This window comes from Rothia mucilaginosa (assembly GCF_964211445.1).
Lineage (GTDB): Bacteria > Actinomycetota > Actinomycetes > Actinomycetales > Micrococcaceae > Rothia > Rothia mucilaginosa_E.
The window spans coordinates 18,572-43,779 of sequence record NZ_CAXOQT010000021.1; the positions used below are offsets into that span (position 1 = coordinate 18,572).

A 25,208-nucleotide genomic window follows, 5' to 3' on the forward strand; every position below is an offset into this window, starting at 1 on the left:
TCGCCGCGCACCCAGGCAAAACCCCGCGGCATTTCTCAACACTGATGTAGCCCCTCATCAAAGCTTGGAGCGCTACTTGAACCGAAGACTCACCCTGTACCCTAGAAGGCGTGGCACATCTACTTGGCGGCGAATCGCTGCACCTCGAATTCCCTACCCGAACCATCTTTGAAGGCATCACGGTCGGTCTGAACGAAGGCGACCGCATCGGCATTGTCGGCCGCAACGGCGACGGCAAATCCACCCTCATGAAGATTCTGGCCGGCCGGCTCGAACCGGACTCCGGCCGTGTCACCGTGCGCGGCGGCACCCGCATCGGCTACCTGGATCAGTCCGATGTCCTCGACGACGACCACACCGTCGGCTACGCGATCGTGGGCGACACCCCCGAATATGAGTGGGCGTCGCAGGCGCGCATCCGCGACGTCATCTCGGGCCTGGTCTCCGACCTACCCTGGGATGCACCGGTCTCGTCCCTCTCCGGCGGTCAGCGCCGCCGCGTGGCCCTGGCCTCCCTGCTCGCGCAGGAGTGGGACGTGCTGATGCTCGACGAGCCCACCAACCACCTGGACGTCGAGGCCATCACCTGGCTCGCCGGCCACCTGAAGTCCCGCTGGTCGAAGAACGCCGGCGGTCTCATGGTCGTCACCCACGACCGCTGGTTCCTCGACGAAATCTGCACCGACACCTGGGAGGTTCACGACCGCATTGTCGAGCCCTTCGAGGGCGGCTACGCTGCGTACATCCTGCAGCGCGTTGAGCGTGACCGCCAGGCAGCCGCGGCTGAGGCTAAGCGCCAGAACCTGATGCGCAAGGAGCTCGCGTGGCTGCGTCGCGGCGCCCCCGCGCGTACCTCCAAGCCGAAGTTCCGCATCGACGCGGCCAACGCCCTCATTGCGGACGTTCCGCCCGTGCGCGACACCGTGGAGCTGAAGAAGATGGCGGTCTCCCGCCTCGGCAAGGACGTGGTGGACCTCGAGAACGTCTCGGTCACCTACGACGACCCCTCCCTGCCCGGCGGCAAGCGCCCCGTGCTGAAGAAGGTCACCTGGCGCATTGCTCCCGGCGAGCGCACCGGCATCCTGGGTGTGAACGGCGCGGGTAAATCGACTTTGCTTTCGCTGGTGACCGGCGACCTGAAGCCGACCGAGGGCCACGTCAAGCACGGCAAGACCGTGAAGATTGCGACCCTCACCCAGCAGCTGGACGAGCTGAAGGAGGTCGAGAACGACCGCGTCTCGGATGTGATTGGCCGTAAGAAGCGTAGCTACATTGCTGACGGCAAGGAGCTATCCCCCTCGCAGATGCTGGAGCGTCTGGGCTTTACCAGTGCGCAGCTGTCTACCCCGGTCAAAGACCTTTCGGGCGGTCAGAAGCGCCGCCTGCAGCTCATGCTGATTCTGCTGGATGAACCGAACGTACTGATTCTCGACGAGCCGTCCAACGACCTGGATACCGATATGCTCGCCGCGATGGAGGATCTGCTGGACACCTGGCCGGGAACCCTGCTGGTGGTCAGCCACGACCGCTACCTCATGGAGCGCGTGACCGACCAGCAGTACGCCGTGATTAACGGTTCGTTCCGTCACCTGCCCGGCGGCGTGGACGAGTACCTGGCCCTCTCGGCGGCCGGTGCTGGCGGCTCGGCCGCGGGCTCCGCGCAGGCCCGTTCCACCGCCCCGACGCAGAAAGCTTCAGCGCAGGAGGCAGAGGCAGCTGCTAAGCCGAAGGTTTCTGGTGCCGAGCAGCGTGCGGCGCAGAAGGAGTCCGGTGCGATTGAGCGCCGTCTTGCGAAGCTCGCTACGGAGCAGGAGAAACTCTCCGAACAGATGAGCGCCCACGATGCCTCCGACTACGCTGGATTGGCGGCACTCGGTGAGCAACAGCAGGCACTTCAGGATGAGATTGACGAGCTAGAAATGCGCTGGCTCGAACTCTCCGAGCTGCTGGGGTAACGCCAACTTCACGTGCCATATGTAACAGCGGATTTCTACTCCGCACACGCGGGATGCTGCTTCCTTTTGAGGCGGCGTCCCGCTACCATTAGATAGTAACCTTTAACACTTTTAGGGAGCATTTTTCCCTGTACACCCTGATGAAGGTATTCATGCTCAACACTCTCAAACAGCTCAAGCACCAGCATTTTCTGAAGCAGAAAACCAAGCGCCGCGCGGCACGCATCGAAAAACTCCGCGCCGCTGGCGTCTCCATTGGTGATGGCACTTACGTATGTCCTAGTGCCGAGATTCTTCCCGGCGCCCAAATTGGCTCCGGTTGCTGGATTAACCGTGATATTTTTATCGACTGCGCAGTCCAGATGGGCGACCGCGTCTACCTGGGCCCGCGCGTCACCCTATGCACCGCAAGCCACGAGATGGGCCCCTCACGCCAGCGTGCAGGAAAAAATGTTGAGGCTCCCATCGTGATTGGTGATGGTTCCTGGCTCGGCCAGAACGTGTCCGTCATTGCTGGCGTCACCATCGGCGCCGGATGCATGATTGCCGCAGGTGCTGTGGTGGTCTCCGACTGCGAGCCGAATGGCCTGTACGCCGGTGTCCCCGCCCGCCGCGTCAGGGAACTCGGTGAATAACATGAGCGAAAAGTACGCGTACGAAGCCTCCGTCGTGATTCCTGTCTACAACGGCGCCGCATTCATTGAAAAGCAGCTACAAGCCCTGGCTGAACAGCAAACTAGCCGCTCTTTCGAGGTGCTGGTCAGCGACAACGGTAGCACTGATAATACCCGCGCACTGGTAGAGAGGTTCAACGCCCCCTACCCGTTGCGTTGGGTAGATTCCAGCAACATTAAGGGCCCCGCTAATGCCCGTAACGTCGGCGCGCGTGAGGCACGCGGTAAGATCCTCGTCTACTGCGACTCAGACGACTACGTAGAAACCGGGTGGCTGGACGGTCATCTGGCGGTCCAGGATGAGCACGGTCCGGCACTTGTTTCGGGCGCCAACCTGCACAACGACAACCCCGTCGAGGTGCTCAAGGCCTACGGTGTTCCGCTCGACTCGGACGAGAAGGTCCTGGCGAATCCCTCCCTGGTAGAGACCGAAGACCAGGTACCTCCCTTCGCGGGTTTCCTGCCCTCAATTACCGGTTGCAATTTCTCCGTCCCGCGCGATGTATACATACGTAACGGCGGCATGGATTGTAGCTACGTCGCGGGGTCCGAAGAGACTGATTTCTCCTGGCGCGTGAGCCTAAGCGGCGTGCCCTTCTACAAGACCTACGCCTCGCTGGTACGCTACCGTCTTCGCTCCACCCCAAAGCAGATTTTCCGTCAGCAACGTAACTACCAGCACTACCGCATGCTCCTGTGGATGCGTTTCAAGGATCAGGGTATGAACGGCCCCAGCATCAAGTACTCGGTCATAGCCCTGGCGAAGTCCCTGCCGCTTCTGCTTTCCCCCGCTACTCGCCTGGTGGGTGCACGAGAAGCCGGTGCGAACCTGGGTGCGCTTGAAGGTATGTTCCAGTATCGTTTCCGTGCGGTTCCGGAGCGTCAGCTCATGGGATAATAACGTATCTTTCGATGCACCTCTAATGGTTAGCCTGCAGAGGATATAGAAGAATGCCGGTTCTAGATTAAATCTAGAACCGGCATTCTTCTATATAAGCATTCCTCGGCGCTTACAGCTAACGGTGGATAGAGCCAAAAACCTTCTCCCAACACTGAACAATATATTCGGGAGAGAAAATAGAGGACTTCTCAACGCACAAAGCAGATTTTTTAGCCCTCAATTCATCATCACCTATAGCCAGGCGTAGCTGCTTCGTCAGCGCCTCAACGCTACGTTCTTCAGCGAGATAGCCGAATTCAGGCAAATAGTCCAACAATAGATAGCTGGAGGGGTAAGAAACCAAAGGCGTACCAACGCGCATGCCCTCTTGCAAAGACATGGGGCCACCCTCAAAATCAGAGGCACAAATGGTCAATGATGCTTCAGCATAGGCTTCAAGCACCTGCTCGGAGCTCAGGGGTCCACCCACCACGATACGCTCGGCGAGGGCAGGTTCAAGGGTCTCGAGAAGTTCATGCATCTGACGTTCAGTCTCGTCATCTCCATCTCCACTGCCGTTGAGCTTCAGAATCCATTCCGGGAACTCCGGTGCGCACGCAACGAAGCTCTCCAGAATGCGCGTCAGGCCCTTCTCAGCACCATACCGGCCAACATACTGAATAATTGGCTTCTTCTGCTGAGCTATACCCATAACCTTCTTCTGGATTTCAGAGGTGATAAAAGCATTAGGGTTAGAGACCACATCAACCGGACGTTTCAGCCACTGAGCAAAGAGCTCCGCATCTCCTTCAGAAAGCGAGATGAAGGAGTCATAGTAGCGCCCGATATCTTGGAGGGTCTTTTCACGAGTTGTGCGGTAAAAGCTATCGAAAGCGTTGTGGAATTCATAGAGATACCCAATCCCCCGCTTCTGATCCTTTCGTGCATAGTCCATCAGATACTCAGCAATATTGGTCATAGAGGTCAAAATAACGGTATCTTTGCCCAATGATTTCAGGTAACGGCGGGTACGCGCTGCGTTATAGCAATCCCACAGAAGGGTAAACACCTTCTTAGCCGCCAGCACAGCGCCCAGGGGCCCGGGGTTGTTGTACACCAGCTTGTTATGGGTAGTCTTCGAGACAAGTGAACCAGAACGGATAACAAAATTAGGAGTTACTGCATCAGAGTTATCTCCTACGTTGTCGTAGAGAGCCAGATAGCTAACGTTGTATCCGGCTTCTTCAAAAGCCCTACCCAGAAATCCTGTTAACGGTCGTAATACCGCCAAGAAGGCTAAAACGGTCCTGGGCGATAACAATATTTTTAACCTTCATCGTATTCTCCCTTTCAGCCAGAGAACGGTAGAAGTCAGTGAGTGATAAATCGTTATCTAGTGTGACAGATAGAAAAGCTATGTACTAGTTACTTTGCTAGCTACGGCGTGGTGACCTTCAGCGCGAAGAGAGGTAGCAAGAGTCTCCGCACGGGCCTGCGAAGAAGTCAGCAGAAGTACCGTCGGACCGGAGCCAGAGACCAGCGAAGCATACACGCCCTCGCTGTCATGCAGGTTCAGGGTCTGTTCTAGCTGCGGGGCGCACGAAAGCGCAGGAGCCTGCAGGTCGTTACGCAGCAGGGGTGCTAGGGAGGCGAGCGCCGCCTCCGAACCGTCATACGAGTTCAGGGCGTTCAGAAGCTCTACGGGTTCCACCAGCTCGCCGGAGGCGGGGTACAGCCCCGAGGCGCGCCCCGCGTCCAGCTGCTTGAACACGCTGGGGGTGGAGAGACCAAACTGTGCGGCAACAATCACCAGGTGCAGGGGTTCCTGAGGCGCTGCGACGTTCTGCAGCTCGGTACCGGTCCCCTGCCCCAGGGCAAGGGCCTGACCGAGCGCAGCACGCACACTAAAGGGAATATCGGCGCCCAGCTGCGCGGCAAGACGTTCGTAATCCGTTTGGGTCAGGAGCGTGCCTGTGCGGCCGGTTGCGTGCAGGTAGCGGTCCGTAGCAATGAGGGCGGCAGCCGCATCCGCAGAGCCGCCCGCCATACCGCCTGCCACGGGCACAGCCTTTGCAATATGCAGGTGTAGCGCCGGGGCAGAATCAATACCGTGCTCAGCAAGAATCAGCTCGGCGGCACGGTACACGAGGTTCCGCTCATCCATCGGCACATCGGCGGGGTCGAACTGCCCCGCCTGCATCTGCTGATCCACCAGGGAGCCGGGCACAATATCCATGCTCAGGCTCAGCCCGGGGGCAACCCCTTCAGAGACCGTGATGGTCTCCGTCAAAGAGACCGCCGCAAAAAGCGTAGTCAGCGGGTGGTAGCCGTCCGGGCGGACGTCCCCCACAGCTAGGTACAGATTGACCTTACCGGGAGCATCAACCGAAATGGCGGTCTGGGAGGCGGTACTCATCAGCGCATACACCTTTCGCGCGGGAACTCGCGTGAGAACGTCAGAGAAAAATTCAGAGCGGGAAGAAAACTACTCCGCAGCGGGCTCAGCCGGGACGGTCAGCGAAGCCTCCGCAATGCGAATGAAGCCATGAATATCCAGCTTCTCACCGCGTTCCGTCGGAGCGATACCTGCCGCCACCAGAATCTGCTCCGCACGCGCACCCGAGCCCGCCCAGGAGCTCAACGCGGCGCGCAGAGTCTTACGACGCTGAGCGAATGCCGCATCAATAATCGTGAACACCAGGTCGCGGTCCACGGTAGAGAGCGGCTCCTCGCGCATGCGGAAGCCCACCAGACCCGAGTTAATCTTCGGCGCAGGCCAGAACACGTTCTTGCCGATCACGCCCGCCTTATACACCTCGGCATACCAATTAGCCTTCACCGAGGGCACACCGTAAATCTTCGAACCGGGGGTCGCCGAAAGACGGTCGGCAACCTCATCCTGAACCATCACCAGGGCGTGACGAATGCTCGGGAACTGCGCAAACAGGTGCAGGAGCACCGGAACCGCCACGTTATAGGGCAGGTTCGCCACCAGAGCATCCGGGGTGCGGGGCAGTTCCGTCACCTTCAGAGCATCCATCAGCACCACGTCAATATCGCTCGCCTTCTCGGGGCGGAACTTCTCAATCGTGTGCGGAAGCTGCTGAGCCAGCGGCGGGTCAATCTCAACCGCCACCATATCCTTCGCAGCATCCAGGATGCCAAGGGTCAACGAGCCCAGGCCCGGGCCGACCTCCAGCACCGTCTCCTCCGGTGAAATCTCTGCCGCGTTGACGATACGACGAATCGTATTGGGGTCAATCACAAAGTTCTGCCCAAGAGTCTTCGTCGGGCGAATACCGAGCATCTCGGCAAGCTCACGAATCTCAGCGGGGCCGAGCAGGGGCAGATCGTTCACAGCGTTCCTTCACATAGGTGGATGGTGGGGAGGTTACAGTTTAGGTTACCGCGAGAAACGCTGCTTTACCTCATCAAGAGTGGCTTCCAGAGCGTTCTTAGCGTTCGTTATACGCTTCTTCGGAGCCAAAGCAATACGCACTCGGTCCAGCGGACCGGTACCGTGATTGAGACGGTTCACCTTGTCCAGATGACGCTTACCCGATTCCAGGATGACGCTACTGCCCTCCCAGCCGCACAGGCCAGGCTGCACAAAACGCACATCCACACCCCACTGCTGGTACAGCCTATAATCATCAGCCACAGTACCCGGAGCCTTATCCTCAAACTGCTTGAGCAGCAGCTCGGCACCCGAACGAGAAATCAGGTACAGACCCGTACAAATCAGCGGCCAGGTACCGTACGGCTTACCCATACGGTACTTACCGTGCACAAAAGGAGACAGCAGAGACAGACGGATGTACTCCACCTGCGGGTTCAGCTTGCCGGCATCATTCGCGAAAGAATCGCAGAGGTTCACCAGCTGCACCTGCGGGTACTTCGTGATGATTGCATTCACCACCGCCTCCGCGTCAGGAGAAATAAGGATGTCGTCTTCGGCAATCAGCGCCCAATCGGCATCGCTCGCAATAAAGTCACGCCACATATTCACATGGCTGAGCATACACCCCTTCTCAGCGGGGCTAGGGTCACGATGCCAACGGCTACGGAAAAACTCAACGTCAAACTCTTCATCAGTGACGTGGTTATCACGGTTGTCCACCGCGGAGTAACGGACAAACCCCTGTGCGGGAGCGCCCACAGAATAGAACGAGTCAAAACGGTTAGCACCGTCCAGGCCCAGAACATACTTCAGAATCTTTGCCATATTTTTCCCTTCAATAGCTCATCCAGAAAACCTAAGCAATAGAAGATTGCAATTGGTTAATGATGAGTTTTCAGAACATCAGACCACCTGCACAACCAAAGGATTCGTCAATCTTAAAAATCGGTGCGTTAATGGCATGAAGTCTGAATATTGAGCGTGTGATAAATACGCACACTACTGTGCAATGTAGAAAGAATTCTATCATTCACCGGGTGCCAATCTCAGGTGTCCGCAGGTTAAAACGCGGCACGACACGCGTCGTACCGGTGCACAGCAAAAACAATCCCCTCCCTACCGCATAGACACGATAGGGAGGGGATAAAAGACAGGCAGAAGGCCCACGTATTCACATTTTTATGTGATGAAAGCAGCCCAATCCGTCTCTGGGTTATCGTCCCAGACGCTGCTTCACATCATCGATAGTGGCTTCCAGAATATTCTTCGCGTTCGCAATACGCTTCTTCAGCGCCAGGGTAATGCGCAACCGATCGAGAAAGCCGGTGCCATGCTGCGTGCTCTTGAGACTTTCCAAGTGACGAACGCCAGAAGTTTGGATGAGGCTAGTACCTTCCCAACCGCACAGGCCGGGTTGCACCAAATATACGTCCACCCCCCATTCTCGGTAGAGAGAATAATCATCAGCAACAACGCCAGGAACCGTCTCGCCAAAACATTCTACGAGTCGTTCAGCCCCAGAACGCGAAAGAAGATACAAGGCAGCACCATACAGGGGCTTTGAGCTATAGAAACTACCCATACGGTACTTGCCGTACACAAAAGGAGAAAGCAACGAAAGACGGGGATAATCAACCTGCGGGTTCAGCTTGCCAGCTTCGGTAGCGTAGCCATCGCAGAGGTTAACCATCTGCACGTGAGGATACTTTTCGATAATCCTCTCCACTACAGGCTGCAGGTCAGGGGAAATGAGGATATCGTCCTCAGCAATCAGAGCCCAGTCAGCATCCGAAGCGAGGAAGTCCTTCCACATGTGGTAGTGGCTCAACATACAGCCCTTCTCGGCGGGCTTCGGCTCGTTACCGTAACGGGTCAAGAACATCTTGCTATCGTATTCCGCGTCAGTGACGTGATCATCGCGGTTATCCACCGCAGAATAACGCTGAAAATCTTGAGCGGGTGCGCCCACCGAAAAGAAAGAATCAAACCGGTTAGCGTCGTCCATTCCCAGAACGTATTTCAGGATTTTTGCCATGAGTTTCCCTTTACTGTGGCACACCCATACAGTCCTTATCTGAAACGACAGAAGCCATGCATGAGTACCGAGTATTGACTTGGCACCGACAAGCACAAAGCGCGCCAAAAATATGCACGCGATAATAAATTGCTTAGTCAGTGAGCGATGAATTGTATGTATAAAGATACACTATCACTCAAAGGAAGATAGCACCTGGCAATTGGCGTGCAGCCCCCCTGTTATGTCTCGCACGTTACGCGCTACCTCGCGCACTAGGGCTGAAAACGGCAACAAAAAAGCCCCTCCCTGCCATACATATATGACAAAGAGGAGCTTTCTTAAAGAGGCTTACTTACTTCCCCACGCCCAGGCGCGGGTTCATGGTGCCTGCCTTGAACGAGTAGGCATCGCACAGGTTCACCAGCTGAACCTGCGGGTACTTGGTGATGATTGCGTCCACTACCGCCTCGGCATCCGGAGAAGTAAGGATGTCATCCTCAGCAATCAGAGCCCACTCAGGATCCGATGCGACGAAGTCCTCCCACATCTTCACGTGGCTAAGCATGCAGCCACGCTCAGCCGGAGTGGGCGCCCCAGAGTAGCTATCAGCTACAGGCTGTACGCGCCTACCACTGGCCGTACACGCGCTCCGAATTCTCACGAATACGACGGCAGAGCGCCTCCAGATCCTCACCGCGGTGAGCCGCCATAAAACGCACCGTGTAGTTCGTCATGTAGGACGCATTCGGGCGGCCGCGGAAGGGATGCGGGGTCAAGAACGGCGCATCCGTCTCGGCCAGAATCAGCTCGGGGCGAGCCATCGCCAACGACTCCTGAATACCCTTCGAGTTCTTGAAAGTCACGGTACCGGCAAAGCTCATGTACCAGCCGCGCTCATTGCAGATTGCGGCAAGCTCCGGGCCGCCCGAGTAGCAGTGGAACACGGTACGTTTCGGCGCGCCTTCTTCATCCAGGATGCGCACAACGTCCTCGTGCGCGTCGCGGTCGTGAATCTGCAGCGCCAGGTTATGCTTCTTCGCAATGCGGATATGCTCGCGGAAGCTGTGGTGCTGCGTCTCCTTGCCTTCCTCACCGGTGCGGAAATAGTCCAGGCCGGTCTCACCGATAGCACGCACACGGTCGGCGGTGGCAAGCTCATCGAGGGTGGCGAGCGCTGCCTCCAGCTGACCGGCTGCAGCCAGTTCGGGGGCGGTGTTGGGGTGAATCGCAATGGCGGCGAGGACGCGCTCATCAGCCTGCGCTGCGGCGACCGCGTACAGGGAGGAGGGGATATCGCATCCGACCTGCACGATGGCACCGATACCGAGCTTCTCACCGGCGTCGAGCGCGTCTCGGGCGCTGATTTCTACTTCACCGTCGAGCAGGTCCATGTGGGTGTGGTTATCCACGATAGGGTACGGCAACGGCTCGGGGGCGGGCGGGAAGACCAGGTTGCGGCTGCGGCCGTTCTCGCCGGTGGTGGAGCGGCGGCGGGTTCCTTCTCCGCCTTCGGCGTCGCTGATGCCGGTGTAGAGTTCCGCCTGATAGGGGGCGGGTACTTCACCGGGCACCGGCTCCCAGCCGTTAGGCAGGGCGGTTACCTGGAGCGCCGTGGGGGTGGGCAGGGTGTAGTTCGCCAGGGCGGCGAGGGAGTTCAGGTACTCCTGGGTGATTTCAGGACCGGGGTGGCTCTGACACATTGATAAATCCTCGGGATAAAAACTTGGGGGTAATACTGTGGGGTAAGTCTGGGCTATTCGGAGCGGGCGGCCAGTGCCGCCTCGTACAGGTCACGCTTGGAGGTGCCGGTCTCGGCGGCGACCGCGGCGCAGGCGCTCTTGAGGCGCTCGCCGCCAGCCACTCGGTCGAGGACCAGTTGCACGACGTCCTGCGCTTCGGGGGTTTCAGGGGCTTGTGCACCCTCAACTATAATGACGATTTCGCCTCGGACGCGTTCAGACTCAGCCCATTCGGCAAGCTCTGCCAGGGTACCGCGTCGAACCTCTTCGTGGAGCTTGGTTAGCTCACGGCTGACGGTTCCGCGGCGGTCGGCGCCGAAGGTCTGCACGAAGTCCGCGAGGGTTGCGGCGGTGCGGTGCGGGGATTCGTAGAAGATCATGGTGCGCTCTTCCCCCGCCAGCGATGCGAGGCGGCGGGTGCGCTCGGAGCCCTTGCGGGCGAGGAAGCCTTCGAAGGTGAATCGTCCGGTGGGTAGGCCCGAGAGCGCGAGCGCGGTCAGCGCGGCGGAGGGGCCGGGCACCACGGTGACGGGCAGATCGGCTTCCGCGACGGCTGCGGCGGCAACGTAGCCGGGGTCGGAGATGGTGGGCATGCCCGCATCCGAGAGCAGGAGCACGCGCTGGCCGTCCTGTACCGCCTGAACGATGGTTTCGCTACGTTCTTCTTCGTTGTGGTCGTGGTTGACGATGATGCGACCGCGGGTACGCACACCAAGCCCGGAGGCGAGGGTTCGCAGCTTGCGGGTGTCTTCAACGGCGATGAGGTCTGCGGTGGCAAGTTCAGTACGCAGACGGTCGGAGGCGTCAGCGAGGTTGCCGATGGGGGTGCCGCCGAGGATGAGCACGCCGCCTTCTTCAGAGGTGACAGCAGCGTCAGCGGTGTCAATCTCGGGTGCCTCGACCGTTTCTGCGGGGTCGACGATTTCTTCGGTGTATTCTGCGGGTGCGGTCATGGCAGGCCTCGTGTCTGTGTCTGGTCTTCGTGTACCCACTAAGTGTAACGCCCGCGCTCTGAGCGGCGCCGGGCAGGGTGGCCGGTACATGTGGCTGTGCGGGTGGGGTTCCGGGTGCGTCATATAAGCCGTTCACGGGCTGAAATGGTGCATCGTGCGTTCTGACCCTTTAGGATTGATGGGGTGAAGATACCTAAGCTACTTTCTCCCGCATCTGCCGCTCCGGCTGGTTCGGCTGGTTCTGCCCGTTCTTCGTCTGAACGTGGTCGTTACAGCCTCGATTCGCTGCTGGATGCGCTCGCTGTTGCCTATATTCGTGCCCCGCGTTGGGGTTGGCTGGCACCTGCACTGATTGTGCTGGTTGCCGGTATTCTGCGTTTTTATAATTTGGCGCATCCGAATGCCATTGTTTTTGATGAGACCTACTACGCCAAGGATGCCTACTCGTATGTGCATTACGGCTATGAGTTGAGCTGGTCGAAAGACGCTAATGCGTCTTTCGCGGCGGGTCATCCGTCGGGTCTGTTGACGGATTCGCCGGAGTATGTGGTGCATCCGCCGTTAGGTAAGTGGATGATTGCCGCGGGCATGGCAATTTTTGGTGATAATAATCCCTTTGGTTGGCGTGTTTCTGCTGCGGTGATTGGCACTCTGTCGGTGGCGTTGATTGCGTATGCTGGCTGGCTGCTGTTCCGTTCGATGACGGTGGCGACTATTGCGGCGCTGTTGGCTGCTGTGGATGGTCTGATGCTGGTGGAGTCTCGCCTGGCTCTGCTGGATATCTTCCAGATGTTCTGGATTCTGGCGACTTTTGTGTGCCTGGTGCTTGACCGTGTTCAGGCGCGGCGCGTGTTGGCGCGCCATATTGCGGAGGCGGCACGTCAGAATAGCGGTGTGCTTCCGCCGATGCCGTGGGGCCCGAGCATGGGTCTGCGCCTGTGGCGTTTTGCTGCCGGTGTGTGTGCCGGTGCCGCTGTGGGCGTGAAGTGGAATTCGTTGTTCTTTGTAGCGGCGTTGGGTCTGCTGACGGTGTTCTGGGATATTAATGCTCGCCGTATTGTGGGTCTGAACAAGTGGGGTTTGACGGCGCTGGTGCGTGACGGCATCCCCGCGTTCTTCCAGATGATTGGTGTGGGTCTGCTGGTGTATCTGAGCACTTGGGCGGGCTGGTTCCAGTCGTCGAATGCGTATTTCCGCCGTTGGGCTGTTGAGAACCCCGGCAAGGGCGTTATGTGGCTCCCTGAGGATCTGCGTTCCCTGTGGGAGTACCATGTCTCGGCGTTCAAGTTCCATTCGGGTTTGAGTAGCCCGCACACGTATGCTTCGCAGGCGTGGCAGTGGCTGGTTTTGGGTCGCCCGACCTCGTACTACTATGAGTCGCCGAAGCTGGGTTCTTCGGGTTGTACCGTGAAGTCCTGCTCCGAGGCTATTTTGAATATCGGTAACCCGGCGATTTGGTGGGCGTTTATTCCGGCGATTATTGTGGCGCTTCTGGTTCTGCTGCTGAAGCGGGATTGGCGTTTTGGTGCGCTGCTGGTTGTGTTCGGTGCGGGCTATTTCCCGTGGTTTATGTACCCGACCCGCACGATGTTCTACTTCTACGCACTGTCCTTTGAGCCGTTCCTGATCCTGCTGTTGGCGGGTACTTTAGGTCTGGTGCTGTCGGGTGCTCGCGGTTCGGTGTTGCGTGCTCGTTTGGGCGTGACACTGGTGGCGATTTACCTGGTGGGCGTGTTGGTGTTGAGCGCGTACTTTATGCCGCTGTGGACTGCTCAGGTGATTCCGTATGAGCAGTGGTATTCGCATATGTGGTTTAAGTCCTGGATTTAGGCTCGGATGATGCAAGCCGGGTGATACGTGCTTGGGTATAGCTAAGGGGGCTGGGTTCTACCGTATGGGTAGAGCCCAGCCCCCTTTGCTGTGCCCTCTGCACTCTAACGTGGGAAACGAGAAGGCTTATGGAATTTAGTTCTCGCCGACTCGTGCGGAGGCGAGCTTGACGCGCAGTTCCTGGCGTTCCTGGCGGCGGCGTTCTGCCTTGAGCTTGCGGTACTTGGTGGGCCAGGTGGTCACGAGCAGGAGGGTAATCTGCGCTGCCACGAGGACCGCTACGGCGATTGCCGCATCGATCCAGAACTGCGGCGGGTAGAGGCGAATTAGGGAGCTTCGCACGGAGAATTCCCAGTTGCCCTGCGGGAAGAACACCTGGTGGAAGGTAGTGAACAGCCATTCCCAGCCGAAGACGCCCACCACGCCGAGCACCACGATGAGTCCCAGGGTAATCCAGGTGCCAGCGAAGAGGCTACGGCGAATGGTTCCGGGGGCGCGCTCACGCAGAGAGATGCTGCTGAAGAGCGTCACCAGGAAGAGCGCGGCTACGGCAACAGTGGCGATGAGCAGCACCCACTTCACGTCGTGCATGTGGTTCACTTCTGCTTCGGTGAAGGCGAGGGTGTTGTCGGCACCGGTGGTGACGCGGGCGAGGTATTCTCGCGGCGCGAAGTTGTTGATGTAGTCCACGCCGTAGGAGCCCAGGCGCATCCTTTCGATGAGGTAGTAGCCGTAGCTGTCTTCGGGGAATCCGGGTCGGTGGTATTCGAGCCAGAGGAACGGCGCGGAAGCGACGGCACGAATCGCGATTATGAGTACGGTCAGCGGTACGGTCAGCGCGATGAGGGTTGCGCGAAGCTTGAGGAGGCGCGGGGTGTCTTCCACGGCGTCTTCACGGGCTGCGGCGCGTTCAGCTGCCTCGGGCGAGGAAGCCAGAGAGGACAGGGGTGCGTTGGGGTCTGCAACTGCCTGGGTGTGGCCGGTGCGGGTGGTTTCGGTGCGGTATTTACGTCCGGCGGTGGAGGTGCTTGCCGCCTCCGCGGTGGCGACAGTGTCTGATGCAGCGGCCTTTTCAGCTTCTGCAGTGGCTGAGGCTTCTGCTTCGGCGGCCTTCTGCATGGTTTCGCGGTTGAGGTCGCTGAGGGTCGGGTTTTTGGGGGTGCTCTTCGAATCACGGACGAGGGGCACGAAACCGGTGGAGACGTTGGTGCGGGTGCGCACGCGGGTGCCGACGCCCTGCTCACGGAGTTTACTGCGTGCGGGGACGACGGGTACGGAGCCGGTGGGCAGGTCGGGTTCTTCGGCAACGGTGGGTACGTCTGCGGCGATGCGTCCGAAGGCGCCGGTGTGAGGTGCCGGTTCGCTGATTGCGGCGTCGGCTCGGCGGGCCTGGAGAAGTTCGTCGGCGCTGGTACGGCGGATGGCCGGGCGCAGTGCGCCCCACATTCCTCGGTGTGTTTCTTTGCTCATTGATCTCGTGTTCTTTTCGAGTGATTGGTGTTTGAGTGAGTTGCGGGTGTCTGTACTATCTGCCAGTTTCTCATATGCGAAGAACCTTCCATGTGAATTCACGGAAGGTTCTTTGCATTCAGGTGTTTAAATCTTGGATTCGAATTTTACGCTTCGGCGGTGTCCGAACTCTGGATGGGTACCTTGTAGACCACTCGCCAGCCCTGCGGTGCCGTCAGGCGTGCGGCGTGGTCGTCGCAGAGGTCGTAGGCGTGGGGTTCGCGAAATTCAGAGAGAGCGCCGATGATTGCCGTGGAGTCTGCGTAGGAGTACTGGAGAGTAACAGTCGCCTCTCGCTGGCAGGTCTGGCGGGAGCACAGTCGTGCGGTCTGCATGTGGATGGTACCTTCCTGGCTTAGCTCGCCTGCTTGCGGAGTCGGCGACGTTCACGTTCTGACAGGCCGCCCCAGATTCCGAAGCGCTCGTCATTGTCCATTGCATATTGTAGACATTCTTCACGCACGGGGCATACACCGCATACCCTTTTGGCGTCTCGGGTGGAGCCACCCTTCTCGGGGAAGAAGGCTTCGGGGTCGGTTTGGGCGCAGAGTGCTTCAGCTTGCCAGGCGAGTTCTCCGTCTTCGCCTTCGGTTCCGTAGAGTCCTGCCGCTGCGGTCCATACGTCGGTGCAGGGCGGCATGTTTCGTTCTGCGTCTGCGAGAAAGGCGTCGGCAGCTTTTTCGAGGGATTGAGTGGGATTCATGCTACGGTGCTGAGCGCCTGATGCGCGCGCGGCCGCGATGGAGCGGTCCGATGCAATATAGGAGCCCATGGGTTTTCCTTCCGTGTTCTCATTGTGAGCTTAATGAGTCTGCGGATCCGTTGTGAACGGAATCTTAGTGTGTATGGTGTGGCATAGTTTGCTCTGGCCTCTACGGTCCCCCAAAGCAAACGCGCTTATATATCTATTAGACGTGCGACACGCCGATTCGTCAAACTAGACTTAAACATTGTTTAGATGTATGTGTTAGGGACGTCATATTTAATGTGAATTTGACCTTTATATATTTTCCTGCACGCCACTTGCACCTATTCACAACTCAAGACTGCCTCAAATTTTCCCTTCTCCAGGCCACTTTCCACTGTCTGCAAATTCCGCATCCTGGCTGCAAATATAGGGGGCGCACGACGTTCACCTTGCCCTGCCCCCTCGACCACAGAGAAAGAATCTAATAATTAGATAAGAAAAACTTATCTTTTCCACTATACGGTTTCTGAATATTTTTCCGAGGCATTGCGAAGCATTTACATTTCCAATTCATATTTATGTCATATCCCCAAATGACGCATTAGGACTGTCAAATATTTCGAGCCATTAGGTTTTTAAGGTGCCCTTAGAAGTTTTTACTTTACCCCTGTATCGTTTACCGCCACGCACCTTCTCCCCAACCGTCCTTCAGCCCGTACGGTAGAGTGAAACCCATGGTTACTCTCTCCCCCACCGGCCCCTCCGTGCCCACAACTCTGAACCGCTTCTTCGAGAAGCTCAGCAGCCAGCAAACCCCCGCGCTCATCTGGTACTCGGCAAATGGCGAGCGCATTGAGCTCTCCGGCAGGGTCCTCATGAATTGGGTTGATAAGAGCGCAAACCTGCTGGTTGAAGAATGCGAACTGGAGCCCGGTGAGGGCTTTGACCTTCAGGCTCCCCTGCACTGGCGCACTATTGTTCTGGGTTTGGCGGCGCTGCGTGTGGGTGCCCTGCTGAACCAGGATGAGCCGCTGGTTGCTGCGGTCTGCGCCGAGCAGGAGGCTGGCTACACGAACGACCCCGCGTACCTTCTGGCGGTTGATCGTGCCCCGCTGGCGCTTTCTTACACCGGTGACCTGCAGGCGCTGTCCTCCCATGCCGATGAGGTGCTCGATTATTGCGCGCTGGTGCGTAGCTTTGGCGACCAGTACTCCGGTATGCTTCCGGATGACTCGGCAGAGGTGCTTGAGGGCTTCACCTATGCGGAAGCTTACGAGCAGGCGCTCGCGCAGGCGCAGATTTATCGCACGGCGGGCTATACGCTACCTTCGGGGCAGCGTGCGCTCGCGCTGGAGTTGAGCCCCGATTACGCTTTTGATGCGTCGGAGGCGACCATGAGCGCCCTGTTGGAGGTTCTGGCGATTTTGCTCTCCGGTCATGCGGTGTTTGTGGCTGACCCGAGCGTGGACTGGCAGGATGAGCAGCTGGCATCCCTGATGGATTCCGAGCGTGCAGTGGAGATTCCCCGCAGCTAGTTTCCCGCGCCTAGTGAGTCTTCCAAAGTTTCTAGATTTTTAAAAAACTTATCCCCCGATACAGCGTGTATCGGGGGATAAGTTTTTGGAACAAGTCTTAGCTGATGGTCGGTGTTAGGCGGGTCTAGGAGTTCTGCGAACCGGGCTTCGACTGCGCCTCGGATGCAGCCGCTTCAGAGGTTGCCTTACGTGCTGCGGGCTCTTCGCCGTCGAGAATAGCGGCTGCCTCGTCAAACATGCGGCCGAGCTCCTCGTGGTCGGTGCCTTCACCTTCGTCAACCTTCTGGCGGTGCGAACCGTACACCCAGAAGCGGTAGAGGAAGTAGCGAAGGATGGTGCCCAGGATGGTACCGATGATCGTACCGGAGATGAAGGACGCCTCGGGGGTGCGCAGGTTCAGCACGTAGGTACTGAATGCCACACAGCCGGCCTCAACGAGGATGCCGAGCAGGTTGACCAAGCCGAATTCGATAGCTTCGCGCTTCCAGTTCTCGGAGCGGGAGTCGCGGAAGGTCCACAGGCGGTTCATGAGCCAGGAGAAGATGGTTGCGACAACACTTGCAACGACCTTCGCCTTGGTGTGGGACTCCGACATGATGGTCATCATCAGCACCCACACCGTCACAGAGTTTACGATGAAGGCGGCGCCGCCCACGGTACCGAATTTGAGCACCTCAATACCGTAGCTGTCCCAGAGGGATTTCAAGCGTTCGGTGAGGGTCGGTTTCGTCTGTGCGCTCATACGGGGCCTATCTAGCGGAGTTTTATCGGGAAAAAGGGGCGATATGCGACGGTGGGCGTTGGTCACGCGATGCCCGGCGGTTGTTTCAGCCTCTTTTACAAGCTCTTATATGTTAATACAGTCCCGGTGGGTTGTTTGTACCTTTGAGAGTTTTTCCACGGACCTCCCAGCTATCGGGACGCCTCCGTTCACCTTGCCCCTGATGATGCCGAAGAGGCACACCTGAGGGCTTTACCGCGTATCCGCCGCGTTACATCAACCGCGCAAGGATCTATGCGCTGGATTGTTTCACCTCCCTGGCACTCATTCTGTGACCTTAATGTGGTCTTGCTCCCATAAGCACTCTGAAACCGGTACACTTAGGTGCTGTGACTTACCCTGTGACTGGACCCGTAATTGGCGTCATCGGCGGAGGCCAGCTGGCCCGCATGATGGCACCCGCAGCAACTAACCTTGGCCTCGACCTGCAGATTCTTGCGGAGGCGCCCACCGTCGGCGCCGTGGCAGCGGTACGTACCGCACCCGTCGGGGATTACAAAGATTTGGACACCCTCCGCGAATTTGCTCGCGGCAAGGATGTCATCACTTTCGATCATGAGCACGTGCCCACCGAATTTCTGCGCGCTCTCATGGCGGAGGGCGTAAATGTACAGCCCCGCCCCGAAGCCCTGCAGTACGCTCAGGACAAGCTCCTGATGCGCAAGGCTGTCGAGCGCCTGGGTCTGCCGAACCCACGTTGGGCTGAGGTTTCTACCCTGGACGAGCTGCTCGCCTTCGGTGATGAGATTGGCTGGCCCGTGGTGCTGAAGACCCCGCGCGGCGGCTACGACGGCAAGGGCGTTCTTGTTCTGGATTCTCCCGCCGAGGCTCGCGAGCGCAGCGCCGAGTGGTTCGAGCAGCTGCCTTCCCGCACTGATTTCTCCGCCCTGCTCGCTGAGGAGAAGGTGCCCTTCACCCGTGAGCTCTCCGCGCTGGTTGCTCGCCGTGAAAGCGGCGAGGTGCGCCCCTGGCCGGTCGTTGAGACCATCCAGGTGAACTCCATTTGCGATGAGGTCATTGCCCCCGCACAGAACTTGGACCCCGAGATTGCTGAGGCTGCAGCCTCCGCCGCCGTGACTATTGCTTCCGAGCTGGGCGTCACCGGTGTGATGGCTGCTGAGCTTTTTGAGGTTCCCGGCTCCCCCGCCGGCTTCTACATCAACGAACTGGCGATGCGCCCGCACAATACCGGCCACTGGACTCAGGACGGTTCGGTGACCAGCCAGTTCGAGCAGCACCTGCGTGCGGTGCTTGATCTGCCGCTGGGCGACACCTCCGTGCTGGAGGGCGTTGCAGTGATGAAGAACTACCTGGGCGGCGAGAACGAAGACATTTTCGGCGTCTACCCGCTGGCGCTTTCGGCAGAGCCGCGCGCCAAGATTCACTTCTACGGCAAGGAAACCCGTCCGGGCCGCAAGATTGGTCACGTGAACATTACGGGCACGGTGGCTGAGCTTGAAGATCTGCGCCATAGCGCCGCGAATGCCGCCTCCATTTTGCGTGACGGCCGCCCCCTGTAGCCCTATTTTTAGCCGGTGCGTGGGGTGAGAGCATCCTGCGTATCCGACGCACCCTATTGATGGTGGTTCGCCACCGCATCCTGAAAGGATATGAGGATTATGTCTCAGTCTCCCTATGATTCTTCCCAGCCTATCGTCGGTATTGTGATGGGTTCGGATTCGGACTGGTCGGTCATGGAGGCCGCAGCCGAGGTTCTGGAAGAGTTCGGCATCCCTTACGAGGCTGATGTCGTTTCTGCTCACCGCATGCCCGAGGACATGATTGAGTACGGCAAGAAGGCTCACAGCCGCGGTATTCGCGTGATTATTGCTGGCGCCGGCGGTGCCGCTCACCTGCCCGGTATGCTCGCTTCCGTCACCGCTCTGCCGGTGATTGGTGTTCCGGTGCGTCTGAAGAACCTCGAGGGCATGGACTCGCTGCTGTCGATTGTCCAGATGCCCGCCGGTGTTCCGGTAGCTACCGTCTCCATTAATGGTGCTCGCAATGCGGGTCTGCTGGCCCTGCGCATTCTGGGCTCGGGTACTGACGCATTCGCTCAGCAGGTCCACTCTGACCTGCGTGAGTTCTCTCAGAATCTGCGCCAGACCGCGATGGACAAGGGCGCGGCTCTGCGCACCCGCGTAGCCGAGGCGAAGGCTAAGGCAGCCGCTGAGCGTGAGGCGGAGGAGAGCACCTCCGCTGCTCGTCCCGCCCCCGCTCCCGAGGCTTCCTCGGAGCCCCAGGCTTACGTTCCCTAAGCTCGGATACACTAGAAGGATGAGCAATATTCTTCAGTCCGATATTTGGGCACGTTTTCAGGAATCTAATGGTCACACCGTGATCCGTAAGAGCGGTAACGGCTGGTCGTACCTTGCGACCGTTGAGGGCGGCGCTACCGGCCGCTACCTGTACAGCCCGTACGGACCGGTCGCCTCCAGCGCTGTGGCTTTCGACGAGGCTCTCGCGTCGTTGAAGGAAGAGGCTGCGAAGCATCGTTGCCTGTTTGTGCGCATCGAGCCTACCGAAGCGGCAATCTGGGGCGACCAGGATGCCGCGACGTTCCTGGCTCGTCGCGGCGCGGTGCTGGCTCCCCGCCAGGTGCAGCCTTCGCACACGCAGATTATTGACCTTTCGGGCACCGAGGACGAAATCCTCAAGGGAATGAGTTCCAGCTATCGTAATCGTCATCGTAATCTCCACAAGAAGGGTGTGACCGTCGAGGTCTCGACCGATCCTGCGGATATGTCGATTCTCTTTGGCTTCCTCGAGGAGACCGCAGACCGCAACGGCTTCAACCGTCAGCACGACGACTACCTGATGCAGGTTGCTCGCGTGCTGATGCCCGCCGGTGCGGCGTCGCTCTACATTGCGAAGCTGACCGACGAGAACGGTGAGAGCACCCCGATTGCGGCGGCGTTCGTGTACGATTCGGATGACACCCGCACCTACGCGCATGCGGCGGCTTCCTTCGAGCATCGCAAACTTGCTGCAGGTGTTGTGGTGGTTACAAACTTCATCCTGGACGCTAAGCGTAAGGGTCTGAAGTACGTTGACCTCTTCGGCATTGCGCCGGAGGATCAGCCGGACCACGAGTGGGCTGGTTTCACCAAGTTCAAGAAGTCCTTCGGCGGCGAGTCGGTGGAGTACCCGGGTACCTGGGATGTTCCGGTGTCCTCGCTGGGCTACCGCGCCTACACCCTGGCGTACAAGGCACGCCCGGCAGTTCGTGACGCAGTGGCAAAGGCGAAGGCAAAGGTTCAGTCCTTCCGCTCTCGCTAGAGAACTTTAGGCGCCCCGCTCTGGGTAGGTTCTGAGGGCTAAAAGCTAAATATACGAGCTATATGCACAGGGAGCCGCCCCCAACCGAGTGATTCGGTCGGGGGCGGCTCCTTTATGCTTGGGGGCTACCTCAAAGGCTTAGGCTTCGCCGGGGCTCTTCGTGTGCGAGAGAATCTCGCGCAGGCGGGAGAGGCGGTGCTCAGCCTCAACGGTACGCACGGTGCCCGAGGAGGAACGCATAACCAGCGACTGGGTGGTCACAACGTTCTTGCTGTAGCGCACGCCGCGCAGCAGCTTACCGTCGGTGATGCCGGTTGCGGCGAAGAAGCAGTTATCGCTGGTGACCAGGTCGTTGGTGGTCAGCACGCGGTCGAGGTCGTGGCCGGCTTCCAGTGCCTTTTCGCGCTCAGCCTCGTCGGTCGGTGCCAGACGACCCTGGATAACGCCGCCGGTTGCCTTGATAGCGCATGCTGCGACGACGCCTTCGGGGGTGCCGCCGGTGCCGAGCATGAGGTCCACTCCGGTGTTCTCGCGGCAAGCTGCGATAGCGCCTGCGACGTCACCGTCGAGAATGATGCGGGTACGGGCGCCTGCCTCGCGAATCTCCTGGATGAGCTTGGCGTGGCGGGGGCGGTCCAGCACGCATACGGTCAGCTCGCTGACCTTCTTGCCCTTAGCCTTAGCGACCAGGTGCAGGTTCTGCTTGACGGGCAGGCGCAGGTCCACGAACTCTGCGGCTTCGGGGCCGGTGACCAGCTTCTCCATGTAGAACACTGCGGAGGGGTCGAACATGGTGCCGCCGTCTGCCACAGCAATCACGGAAAGGGCGTTGTCCATGCCGAGTGCGGTCAGGCGGGTACCGTCGATGGGGTCCACTGCCACGTCGAGGGAGGGGCCGGAACCGTCGCCGACGTTCTCGCCGTTGTACAGCATGGGAGCCTTGTCCTTCTCGCCTTCACCGATGACGACGGTGCCGTTGAAGTTGACGGTGGAGAGGCGGTAGCGCATTGCGTCTACGGCTGCACCATCTGCGAGGTTCTTTTCGCCTGCGCCGACCCAGGGGCCTGCAGCAATTGCTGCTGCTTCAGTCGCGCGGACCAGTTCCATTGCGAGGTTGCGATCGCCGTGGTTGTTGTTCGTAGTCATAGACTCACCTTCGAGATTTCTGAATACACCGTCGGCTGGCTGGTTCTTTCCAGCACGAAGTCGCCGACGCAGTAGTGCTCCTTTCAGGATAGCGCGCGCAGGCTTCGTTTTTCTTGTTCTGAACGAGTTTGCGTGCGTGTTGACTTTAAGGTGAGCAGATGCGGCAAATTGGTGAGGGCTGTGTCTCTCTTCGCGTGGTATTTGTCGATTGGGTACTGAGATTGGGGTTGTGAAGGCGCGCCAAACTAGCGATTTTTCGCATTTTTAAGGCATATTTGAGGTAGGTTCTTATTCGTCAGGATTCCTTCTGACGAGGAACTCAGCTTCAGCGCGAGCGCCTGAAGCCCCACATACCCGTTCGCAGATTCGCTGGCTACGACAGCCCGCGTTATCTGTATTTGTCCGCTAAGGAGCATCATATGGCCGGCATCCAACCGACTCCCGCAGAAGCATGGAAGCGTCTGAAGGACGGTAACCGCCGTTTTGTTGAGGGTAGCAACGAGCACCCCAATCAGGACACGATTCGCCGTACCGACCTTGCATCGGGTCAGTTCCCGTTCGCCTCGATTTTCGGTTGCGGTGACTCTCGCCTGGCGGCGGAAATTATTTTTGACCTGGGCCTGGGCGACGCCTTTGTTGTGCGTACCGCCGGTCATGTGCTGGAGAACGCCGCGCTCGGCTCGCTGGAGTACGCGGTTGAGGAGTTTGAGACCCCTATCGTGATGGTTCTCGGTCACGACTCCTGTGGTGCTGTGACCGCAGCCAGCAAGTCCCTGGAGTCCGGCGAGATGCCGCACGGCTTCATCCGTAACCTGGTGCAGCACATCCTGCCTTCGGTGATGTCTCCGAAGCTGCCGGAGAACCCGGTCGTCAACGATATGGTGCGTGAGCACACCCGCCAGACCGCTATCCGCATTATTGAGCAGTCCCACATCATTTCGGATGCGGTGGTTGAGGGTAAGGTCGCCGTGATTGGTGTCTTCTACCACCTGAAGGAGGGTAAGGCGGAGCTGGTGTTCAGTTCGCAGGACCTGACCCTGCCGGAGGAGAAGAACAACGCGCAGAACCCGCCGACCCAGGCGCTTCCGGTGGTCGTGAAGACTCCCCCGCGCGTTGTGGTTGCCGAGAATCTGGACTAGATTTCCTCTTCTCCGCTCGTTACGAGCCTTAGCGCGAGAACCCACACGCTCGCACTTAACAACAGATTTTTCTATGGGATACCCCCGCCACGGTAGCGTGTTCGCACATCTGCCGGGGCGGGGTTTTTCTGCACCTTCTCACGCCGCAAAATTTATGAGCGTTTTTCCTCTTTTGACACCTTTTCGAGGCGACGTAAGCCACTTTGAACGCCTATCCTAGAGGTATGGCTGAAAACATTGAATACCGCATTGAACATGACACCATGGGCGAAGTTCGCGTTCCGGCTGATGCACTCTACCGTGCACAGACCCAGCGCGCAGTCGAGAACTTCCCGATTTCGGGTCAGACCCTCGAATCCGCCCATATTCGTGCGCTTGCCCTCGTGAAGAAGGCAGCCGCGACCGCCAATGAGGAACTCAAGGTGCTCGACGCTGAGCGCGCCCAGGCTATCCGCGACGCAGCGGATCTGGTAGCAACTGGTGACTACGACGCCCACTTCCCCATTGACGTCTTCCAGACCGGTTCCGGTACCTCCTCGAACATGAACGCGAACGAGGTTCTGGCAACCCTGGCAACCCGTTCCCTGGAGTCCAAGGGCATTGAGGTTCACCCCAACGACCACGTGAACGCTTCCCAGTCCTCCAACGACGTCTTCCCCACCTCCGTGCACGTTGCTGTGACCGAGGCTCTGGTGAAGGACCTGATTCCCGCTCTCGAGGTGCTCGCTGAGTCCTTGGAGCGCAAGTCCGTTGAGTTCAAGGACGTTGTGAAGTCGGGCCGTACCCACCTGATGGACGCAACCCCCATCACCCTGGGCCAGGAGTTCTCCGGCTATGCCGCAACCGTGCGTTACGGCATTGAGCGTGTGAACGCTTCCCTGCCCCGCGTGGCTGAGGTTCCCCTGGGCGGTACTGCTGTGGGTACCGGCATTAACACCCCGGCTGGTTTCTCCGCTCGCGTGATTGAACTGCTCGCTGAGGAGACTGGCCTGCCCCTGACCGAGGCTCGTAACCACTTCGAGGCTCAGGCTAACCGTGACGGCCTGATTGAGGTTTCCGGTCAGCTGCGCACCCTGGCGTACGGCCTGATGAAGATTAGCAACGACATCCGCTGGATGGGTTCGGGCCCGAACACCGGCCTGGGCGAGCTGCACATCCCCGACCTGCAGCCCGGCTCCTCGATTATGCCCGGTAAGGTCAACCCCGTGATTTGTGAGGCTACCATTCAGGTTGCCGCTCAGGTCATCGGTAACGACGCAACCATTGCTCTGTCTTCCACTAACGGCGCGTTTGAGCTGAACGTGGGTATTCCGGTGATGGCTGCTAACCTGCTGCAGTCGATCCGCCTGCTCGCTAATGTTTCCCGCGTTGCCGCTGAGAAGATGGTTGACGGTCTGACCGCTAACGTTGACCGTTGCCGCTTCCTGGCTGAGGCTTCGCCGTCGACCGTGACCCCGCTGAACAAGCTGATTGGTTACGAGGCTGCTGCAAAGATCGCTAAGTACTCGGTGGCTCACAAGGTGACTGTCCGTGAGGCAGTTGTGGCTCTGGGTTACGTGGAGCGCGGCGAAGTGACTGAGGAGCAGCTGGATGCGGCTCTGGACGTCACCAAGATGCTGGGCAACTTCTAATCTCACCCCCCTGAATCTCGCCTGAGGTTCGCGGCTTAACCATAGAGGGAGG

The 25,208-nt window shown here is 58.8% G+C and carries 23 protein-coding genes; 10 read left to right on the forward strand and 13 right to left on the reverse strand.

Translation table 11 applies throughout. The annotated features are described in order from the left end of the window. The first annotated feature begins 110 nt into the window (after window positions 1–110). The 3 genes from AB8E48_RS06320 (at window position 111) to AB8E48_RS06330 (ending at window position 3,527) form a co-directional block, all read left to right on the forward strand. Complete coding sequence (locus tag AB8E48_RS06320; RefSeq protein ID WP_368886136.1) at window positions 111–1,955, forward strand: ABC-F family ATP-binding cassette domain-containing protein; 1,845 nt, start codon at window positions 111–113, stop codon at window positions 1,953–1,955. Window positions 1,956–2,107: 152 nt separating this feature from the next. Continuing rightward, window positions 2,108–2,590, forward strand: coding sequence for an acyltransferase (locus AB8E48_RS06325; RefSeq protein WP_368886137.1), 483 nt, complete (start codon window positions 2,108–2,110; stop codon window positions 2,588–2,590). A 1-nt stretch (window position 2,591) separates the two neighbouring features. Next, the gene (locus AB8E48_RS06330) at window positions 2,592–3,527 is read left to right on the forward strand and encodes a glycosyltransferase family 2 protein (RefSeq protein ID WP_368886138.1); all 936 of its coding nucleotides are present in this window, start codon (window positions 2,592–2,594) and stop codon (window positions 3,525–3,527) included. A 118-nt stretch (window positions 3,528–3,645) separates the two neighbouring features. Here AB8E48_RS06330 and AB8E48_RS06335 read toward each other — a convergent pair whose 3' ends face one another. The 8 genes from AB8E48_RS06335 to rsmI form a co-directional block, all read right to left on the reverse strand. Continuing rightward, window positions 3,646–4,800, reverse strand: coding sequence for a glycosyltransferase (locus AB8E48_RS06335; RefSeq protein WP_368886139.1), 1,155 nt, complete (start codon window positions 4,798–4,800; stop codon window positions 3,646–3,648). Window positions 4,801–4,923: 123 nt separating this feature from the next. Continuing rightward, window positions 4,924–5,925 (reverse strand): GHMP family kinase ATP-binding protein, encoded by a 1,002-nt coding sequence (locus AB8E48_RS06340; protein WP_368886140.1) that lies wholly within the window; start codon window positions 5,923–5,925, stop codon window positions 4,924–4,926. Window positions 5,926–5,994: 69 nt separating this feature from the next. Beyond that, entirely contained in the window at window positions 5,995–6,867 is an 873-nt protein-coding gene (gene rsmA / locus AB8E48_RS06345) for a 16S rRNA (adenine(1518)-N(6)/adenine(1519)-N(6))-dimethyltransferase RsmA (RefSeq protein ID WP_368886141.1), read from the reverse strand. A gap of 45 nt (window positions 6,868–6,912) precedes the next feature. Then, the gene (locus AB8E48_RS06350; protein ID WP_368886142.1) at window positions 6,913–7,734 is read right to left on the reverse strand and encodes a glycosyltransferase family 25 protein; all 822 of its coding nucleotides are present in this window, start codon (window positions 7,732–7,734) and stop codon (window positions 6,913–6,915) included. A 388-nt stretch (window positions 7,735–8,122) separates the two neighbouring features. Further along, window positions 8,123–8,944 carry a glycosyltransferase family 25 protein gene (locus tag AB8E48_RS06355; protein ID WP_368886143.1) on the reverse strand — a complete coding sequence of 274 codons (822 nt, stop codon included), beginning with the start codon at window positions 8,942–8,944 and terminating at the stop codon, window positions 8,123–8,125. Window positions 8,945–9,278: 334 nt separating this feature from the next. After that, entirely contained in the window at window positions 9,279–9,620 is a 342-nt protein-coding gene (locus AB8E48_RS06360) for a glycosyltransferase family 25 protein (protein WP_368886144.1), read from the reverse strand. Next, on the reverse strand, window positions 9,553–10,626 hold the full coding sequence (locus AB8E48_RS06365; protein ID WP_368886145.1) for a TatD family hydrolase: 1,074 nt from the start codon (window positions 10,624–10,626) through the stop codon (window positions 9,553–9,555). Before AB8E48_RS06365 ends, AB8E48_RS06360 begins: the two co-directional genes overlap by 68 nt. 53 nt (window positions 10,627–10,679) lie before the next feature. Then, window positions 10,680–11,618, reverse strand: a complete 939-nt coding sequence (rsmI, locus tag AB8E48_RS06370; RefSeq protein WP_368886146.1) for a 16S rRNA (cytidine(1402)-2'-O)-methyltransferase — start codon at window positions 11,616–11,618, stop codon at window positions 10,680–10,682. Window positions 11,619–11,801: 183 nt separating this feature from the next. Here rsmI and AB8E48_RS06375 point away from each other — a divergent pair, with 183 nt between their 5' ends. Continuing rightward, window positions 11,802–13,448 (forward strand): dolichyl-phosphate-mannose--protein mannosyltransferase, encoded by a 1,647-nt coding sequence (locus AB8E48_RS06375; protein WP_368886147.1) that lies wholly within the window; start codon window positions 11,802–11,804, stop codon window positions 13,446–13,448. A gap of 135 nt (window positions 13,449–13,583) precedes the next feature. Here AB8E48_RS06375 and AB8E48_RS06380 read toward each other — a convergent pair whose 3' ends face one another. The 3 genes from AB8E48_RS06380 to AB8E48_RS06390 all read right to left on the reverse strand — a co-directional run bounded on the left by AB8E48_RS06380 (window position 13,584) and on the right by AB8E48_RS06390 (window position 15,729). After that, window positions 13,584–14,918, reverse strand: a complete 1,335-nt coding sequence (locus tag AB8E48_RS06380) for a TIGR01906 family membrane protein (RefSeq protein ID WP_368886148.1) — start codon at window positions 14,916–14,918, stop codon at window positions 13,584–13,586. A gap of 146 nt (window positions 14,919–15,064) precedes the next feature. Then, on the reverse strand, window positions 15,065–15,292 hold the full coding sequence (locus tag AB8E48_RS06385) for a DUF3499 family protein (protein ID WP_368886149.1): 228 nt from the start codon (window positions 15,290–15,292) through the stop codon (window positions 15,065–15,067). A gap of 20 nt (window positions 15,293–15,312) precedes the next feature. Further along, complete coding sequence (locus tag AB8E48_RS06390) at window positions 15,313–15,729, reverse strand: WhiB family transcriptional regulator (protein ID WP_314657930.1); 417 nt, start codon at window positions 15,727–15,729, stop codon at window positions 15,313–15,315. A gap of 650 nt (window positions 15,730–16,379) precedes the next feature. Here AB8E48_RS06390 and AB8E48_RS06395 point away from each other — a divergent pair. Continuing rightward, on the forward strand, window positions 16,380–17,180 hold the full coding sequence (locus AB8E48_RS06395; RefSeq protein WP_368886150.1) for a TIGR03089 family protein: 801 nt from the start codon (window positions 16,380–16,382) through the stop codon (window positions 17,178–17,180). Between the two features lie 124 nt (window positions 17,181–17,304). Here the strand turns inward: AB8E48_RS06395 and AB8E48_RS06400 are convergent, their stop codons facing one another. Then, on the reverse strand, window positions 17,305–17,922 hold the full coding sequence (locus AB8E48_RS06400; RefSeq protein ID WP_368886151.1) for a GtrA family protein: 618 nt from the start codon (window positions 17,920–17,922) through the stop codon (window positions 17,305–17,307). Window positions 17,923–18,290: 368 nt separating this feature from the next. Between AB8E48_RS06400 and AB8E48_RS06405 the strand changes: the two genes are divergently transcribed. The 3 genes from AB8E48_RS06405 (at window position 18,291) to AB8E48_RS06415 (ending at window position 21,240) form a co-directional block, all read left to right on the forward strand. Then, window positions 18,291–19,481: a 5-(carboxyamino)imidazole ribonucleotide synthase gene (locus tag AB8E48_RS06405; protein WP_368886152.1), complete on the forward strand. Its 1,191-nt coding sequence runs from the start codon at window positions 18,291–18,293 to the stop codon at window positions 19,479–19,481. A gap of 99 nt (window positions 19,482–19,580) precedes the next feature. Further along, a complete protein-coding gene (gene purE, locus AB8E48_RS06410) occupies window positions 19,581–20,219 on the forward strand; it encodes a 5-(carboxyamino)imidazole ribonucleotide mutase (protein WP_368886153.1) in 639 nt (212 codons plus the stop codon). Between the two features lie 19 nt (window positions 20,220–20,238). After that, a complete protein-coding gene (locus AB8E48_RS06415) occupies window positions 20,239–21,240 on the forward strand; it encodes a lipid II:glycine glycyltransferase FemX (protein WP_368886154.1) in 1,002 nt (333 codons plus the stop codon). Window positions 21,241–21,378: 138 nt separating this feature from the next. Here the strand turns inward: AB8E48_RS06415 and glpX are convergent, their stop codons facing one another. Continuing rightward, window positions 21,379–22,386, reverse strand: coding sequence for a class II fructose-bisphosphatase (gene glpX / locus AB8E48_RS06420; RefSeq protein ID WP_049355000.1), 1,008 nt, complete (start codon window positions 22,384–22,386; stop codon window positions 21,379–21,381). Window positions 22,387–22,805: 419 nt separating this feature from the next. Here glpX and AB8E48_RS06425 point away from each other — a divergent pair, with 419 nt between their 5' ends. Both AB8E48_RS06425 and AB8E48_RS06430 read left to right on the forward strand, forming a co-directional pair. After that, window positions 22,806–23,525 (forward strand): carbonic anhydrase, encoded by a 720-nt coding sequence (locus AB8E48_RS06425; protein WP_296545526.1) that lies wholly within the window; start codon window positions 22,806–22,808, stop codon window positions 23,523–23,525. A 224-nt stretch (window positions 23,526–23,749) separates the two neighbouring features. Then, window positions 23,750–25,156 carry a class II fumarate hydratase gene (locus AB8E48_RS06430; protein WP_368886155.1) on the forward strand — a complete coding sequence of 469 codons (1,407 nt, stop codon included), beginning with the start codon at window positions 23,750–23,752 and terminating at the stop codon, window positions 25,154–25,156. Window positions 25,157–25,208: the final 52 nt, after the last annotated feature.

Excerpts from the sequence above, each read along its gene's own strand:
- AB8E48_RS06325 (WP_368886137.1), top strand. The coding sequence starts at position 2,108 with ATGCTCAACACTCTCAAACAGCTCAAGCACCAGCATTTTCTGAAGCAG.
- AB8E48_RS06330 (WP_368886138.1), top strand. The coding sequence starts at position 2,592 with ATGAGCGAAAAGTACGCGTACGAAGCCTCCGTCGTGATTCCTGTCTAC.
- AB8E48_RS06340 (WP_368886140.1), bottom strand. The coding sequence starts at position 5,925 with ATGAGTACCGCCTCCCAGACCGCCATTTCGGTTGATGCTCCCGGTAAG.
- AB8E48_RS06350 (WP_368886142.1), bottom strand. The coding sequence starts at position 7,734 with ATGGCAAAGATTCTGAAGTATGTTCTGGGCCTGGACGGTGCTAACCGT.
- AB8E48_RS06355 (WP_368886143.1), bottom strand. The coding sequence starts at position 8,944 with ATGGCAAAAATCCTGAAATACGTTCTGGGAATGGACGACGCTAACCGG.
- AB8E48_RS06365 (WP_368886145.1), bottom strand. The coding sequence starts at position 10,626 with ATGTGTCAGAGCCACCCCGGTCCTGAAATCACCCAGGAGTACCTGAAC.
- rsmI (WP_368886146.1), bottom strand. The coding sequence starts at position 11,618 with ATGACCGCACCCGCAGAATACACCGAAGAAATCGTCGACCCCGCAGAA.
- AB8E48_RS06380 (WP_368886148.1), bottom strand. The coding sequence starts at position 14,918 with ATGAGCAAAGAAACACACCGAGGAATGTGGGGCGCACTGCGCCCGGCC.
- AB8E48_RS06385 (WP_368886149.1), bottom strand. The coding sequence starts at position 15,292 with ATGCAGACCGCACGACTGTGCTCCCGCCAGACCTGCCAGCGAGAGGCG.
- AB8E48_RS06390 (WP_314657930.1), bottom strand. The coding sequence starts at position 15,729 with ATGGGCTCCTATATTGCATCGGACCGCTCCATCGCGGCCGCGCGCGCA.
- AB8E48_RS06395 (WP_368886150.1), top strand. The coding sequence starts at position 16,380 with ATGGTTACTCTCTCCCCCACCGGCCCCTCCGTGCCCACAACTCTGAAC.
- AB8E48_RS06400 (WP_368886151.1), bottom strand. The coding sequence starts at position 17,922 with ATGAGCGCACAGACGAAACCGACCCTCACCGAACGCTTGAAATCCCTC.
- purE (WP_368886153.1), top strand. The coding sequence starts at position 19,581 with ATGTCTCAGTCTCCCTATGATTCTTCCCAGCCTATCGTCGGTATTGTG.
- AB8E48_RS06415 (WP_368886154.1), top strand. The coding sequence starts at position 20,239 with ATGAGCAATATTCTTCAGTCCGATATTTGGGCACGTTTTCAGGAATCT.
- glpX (WP_049355000.1), bottom strand. The coding sequence starts at position 22,386 with ATGACTACGAACAACAACCACGGCGATCGCAACCTCGCAATGGAACTG.
- AB8E48_RS06425 (WP_296545526.1), top strand. The coding sequence starts at position 22,806 with ATGGCCGGCATCCAACCGACTCCCGCAGAAGCATGGAAGCGTCTGAAG.
- AB8E48_RS06430 (WP_368886155.1), top strand. The coding sequence starts at position 23,750 with ATGGCTGAAAACATTGAATACCGCATTGAACATGACACCATGGGCGAA.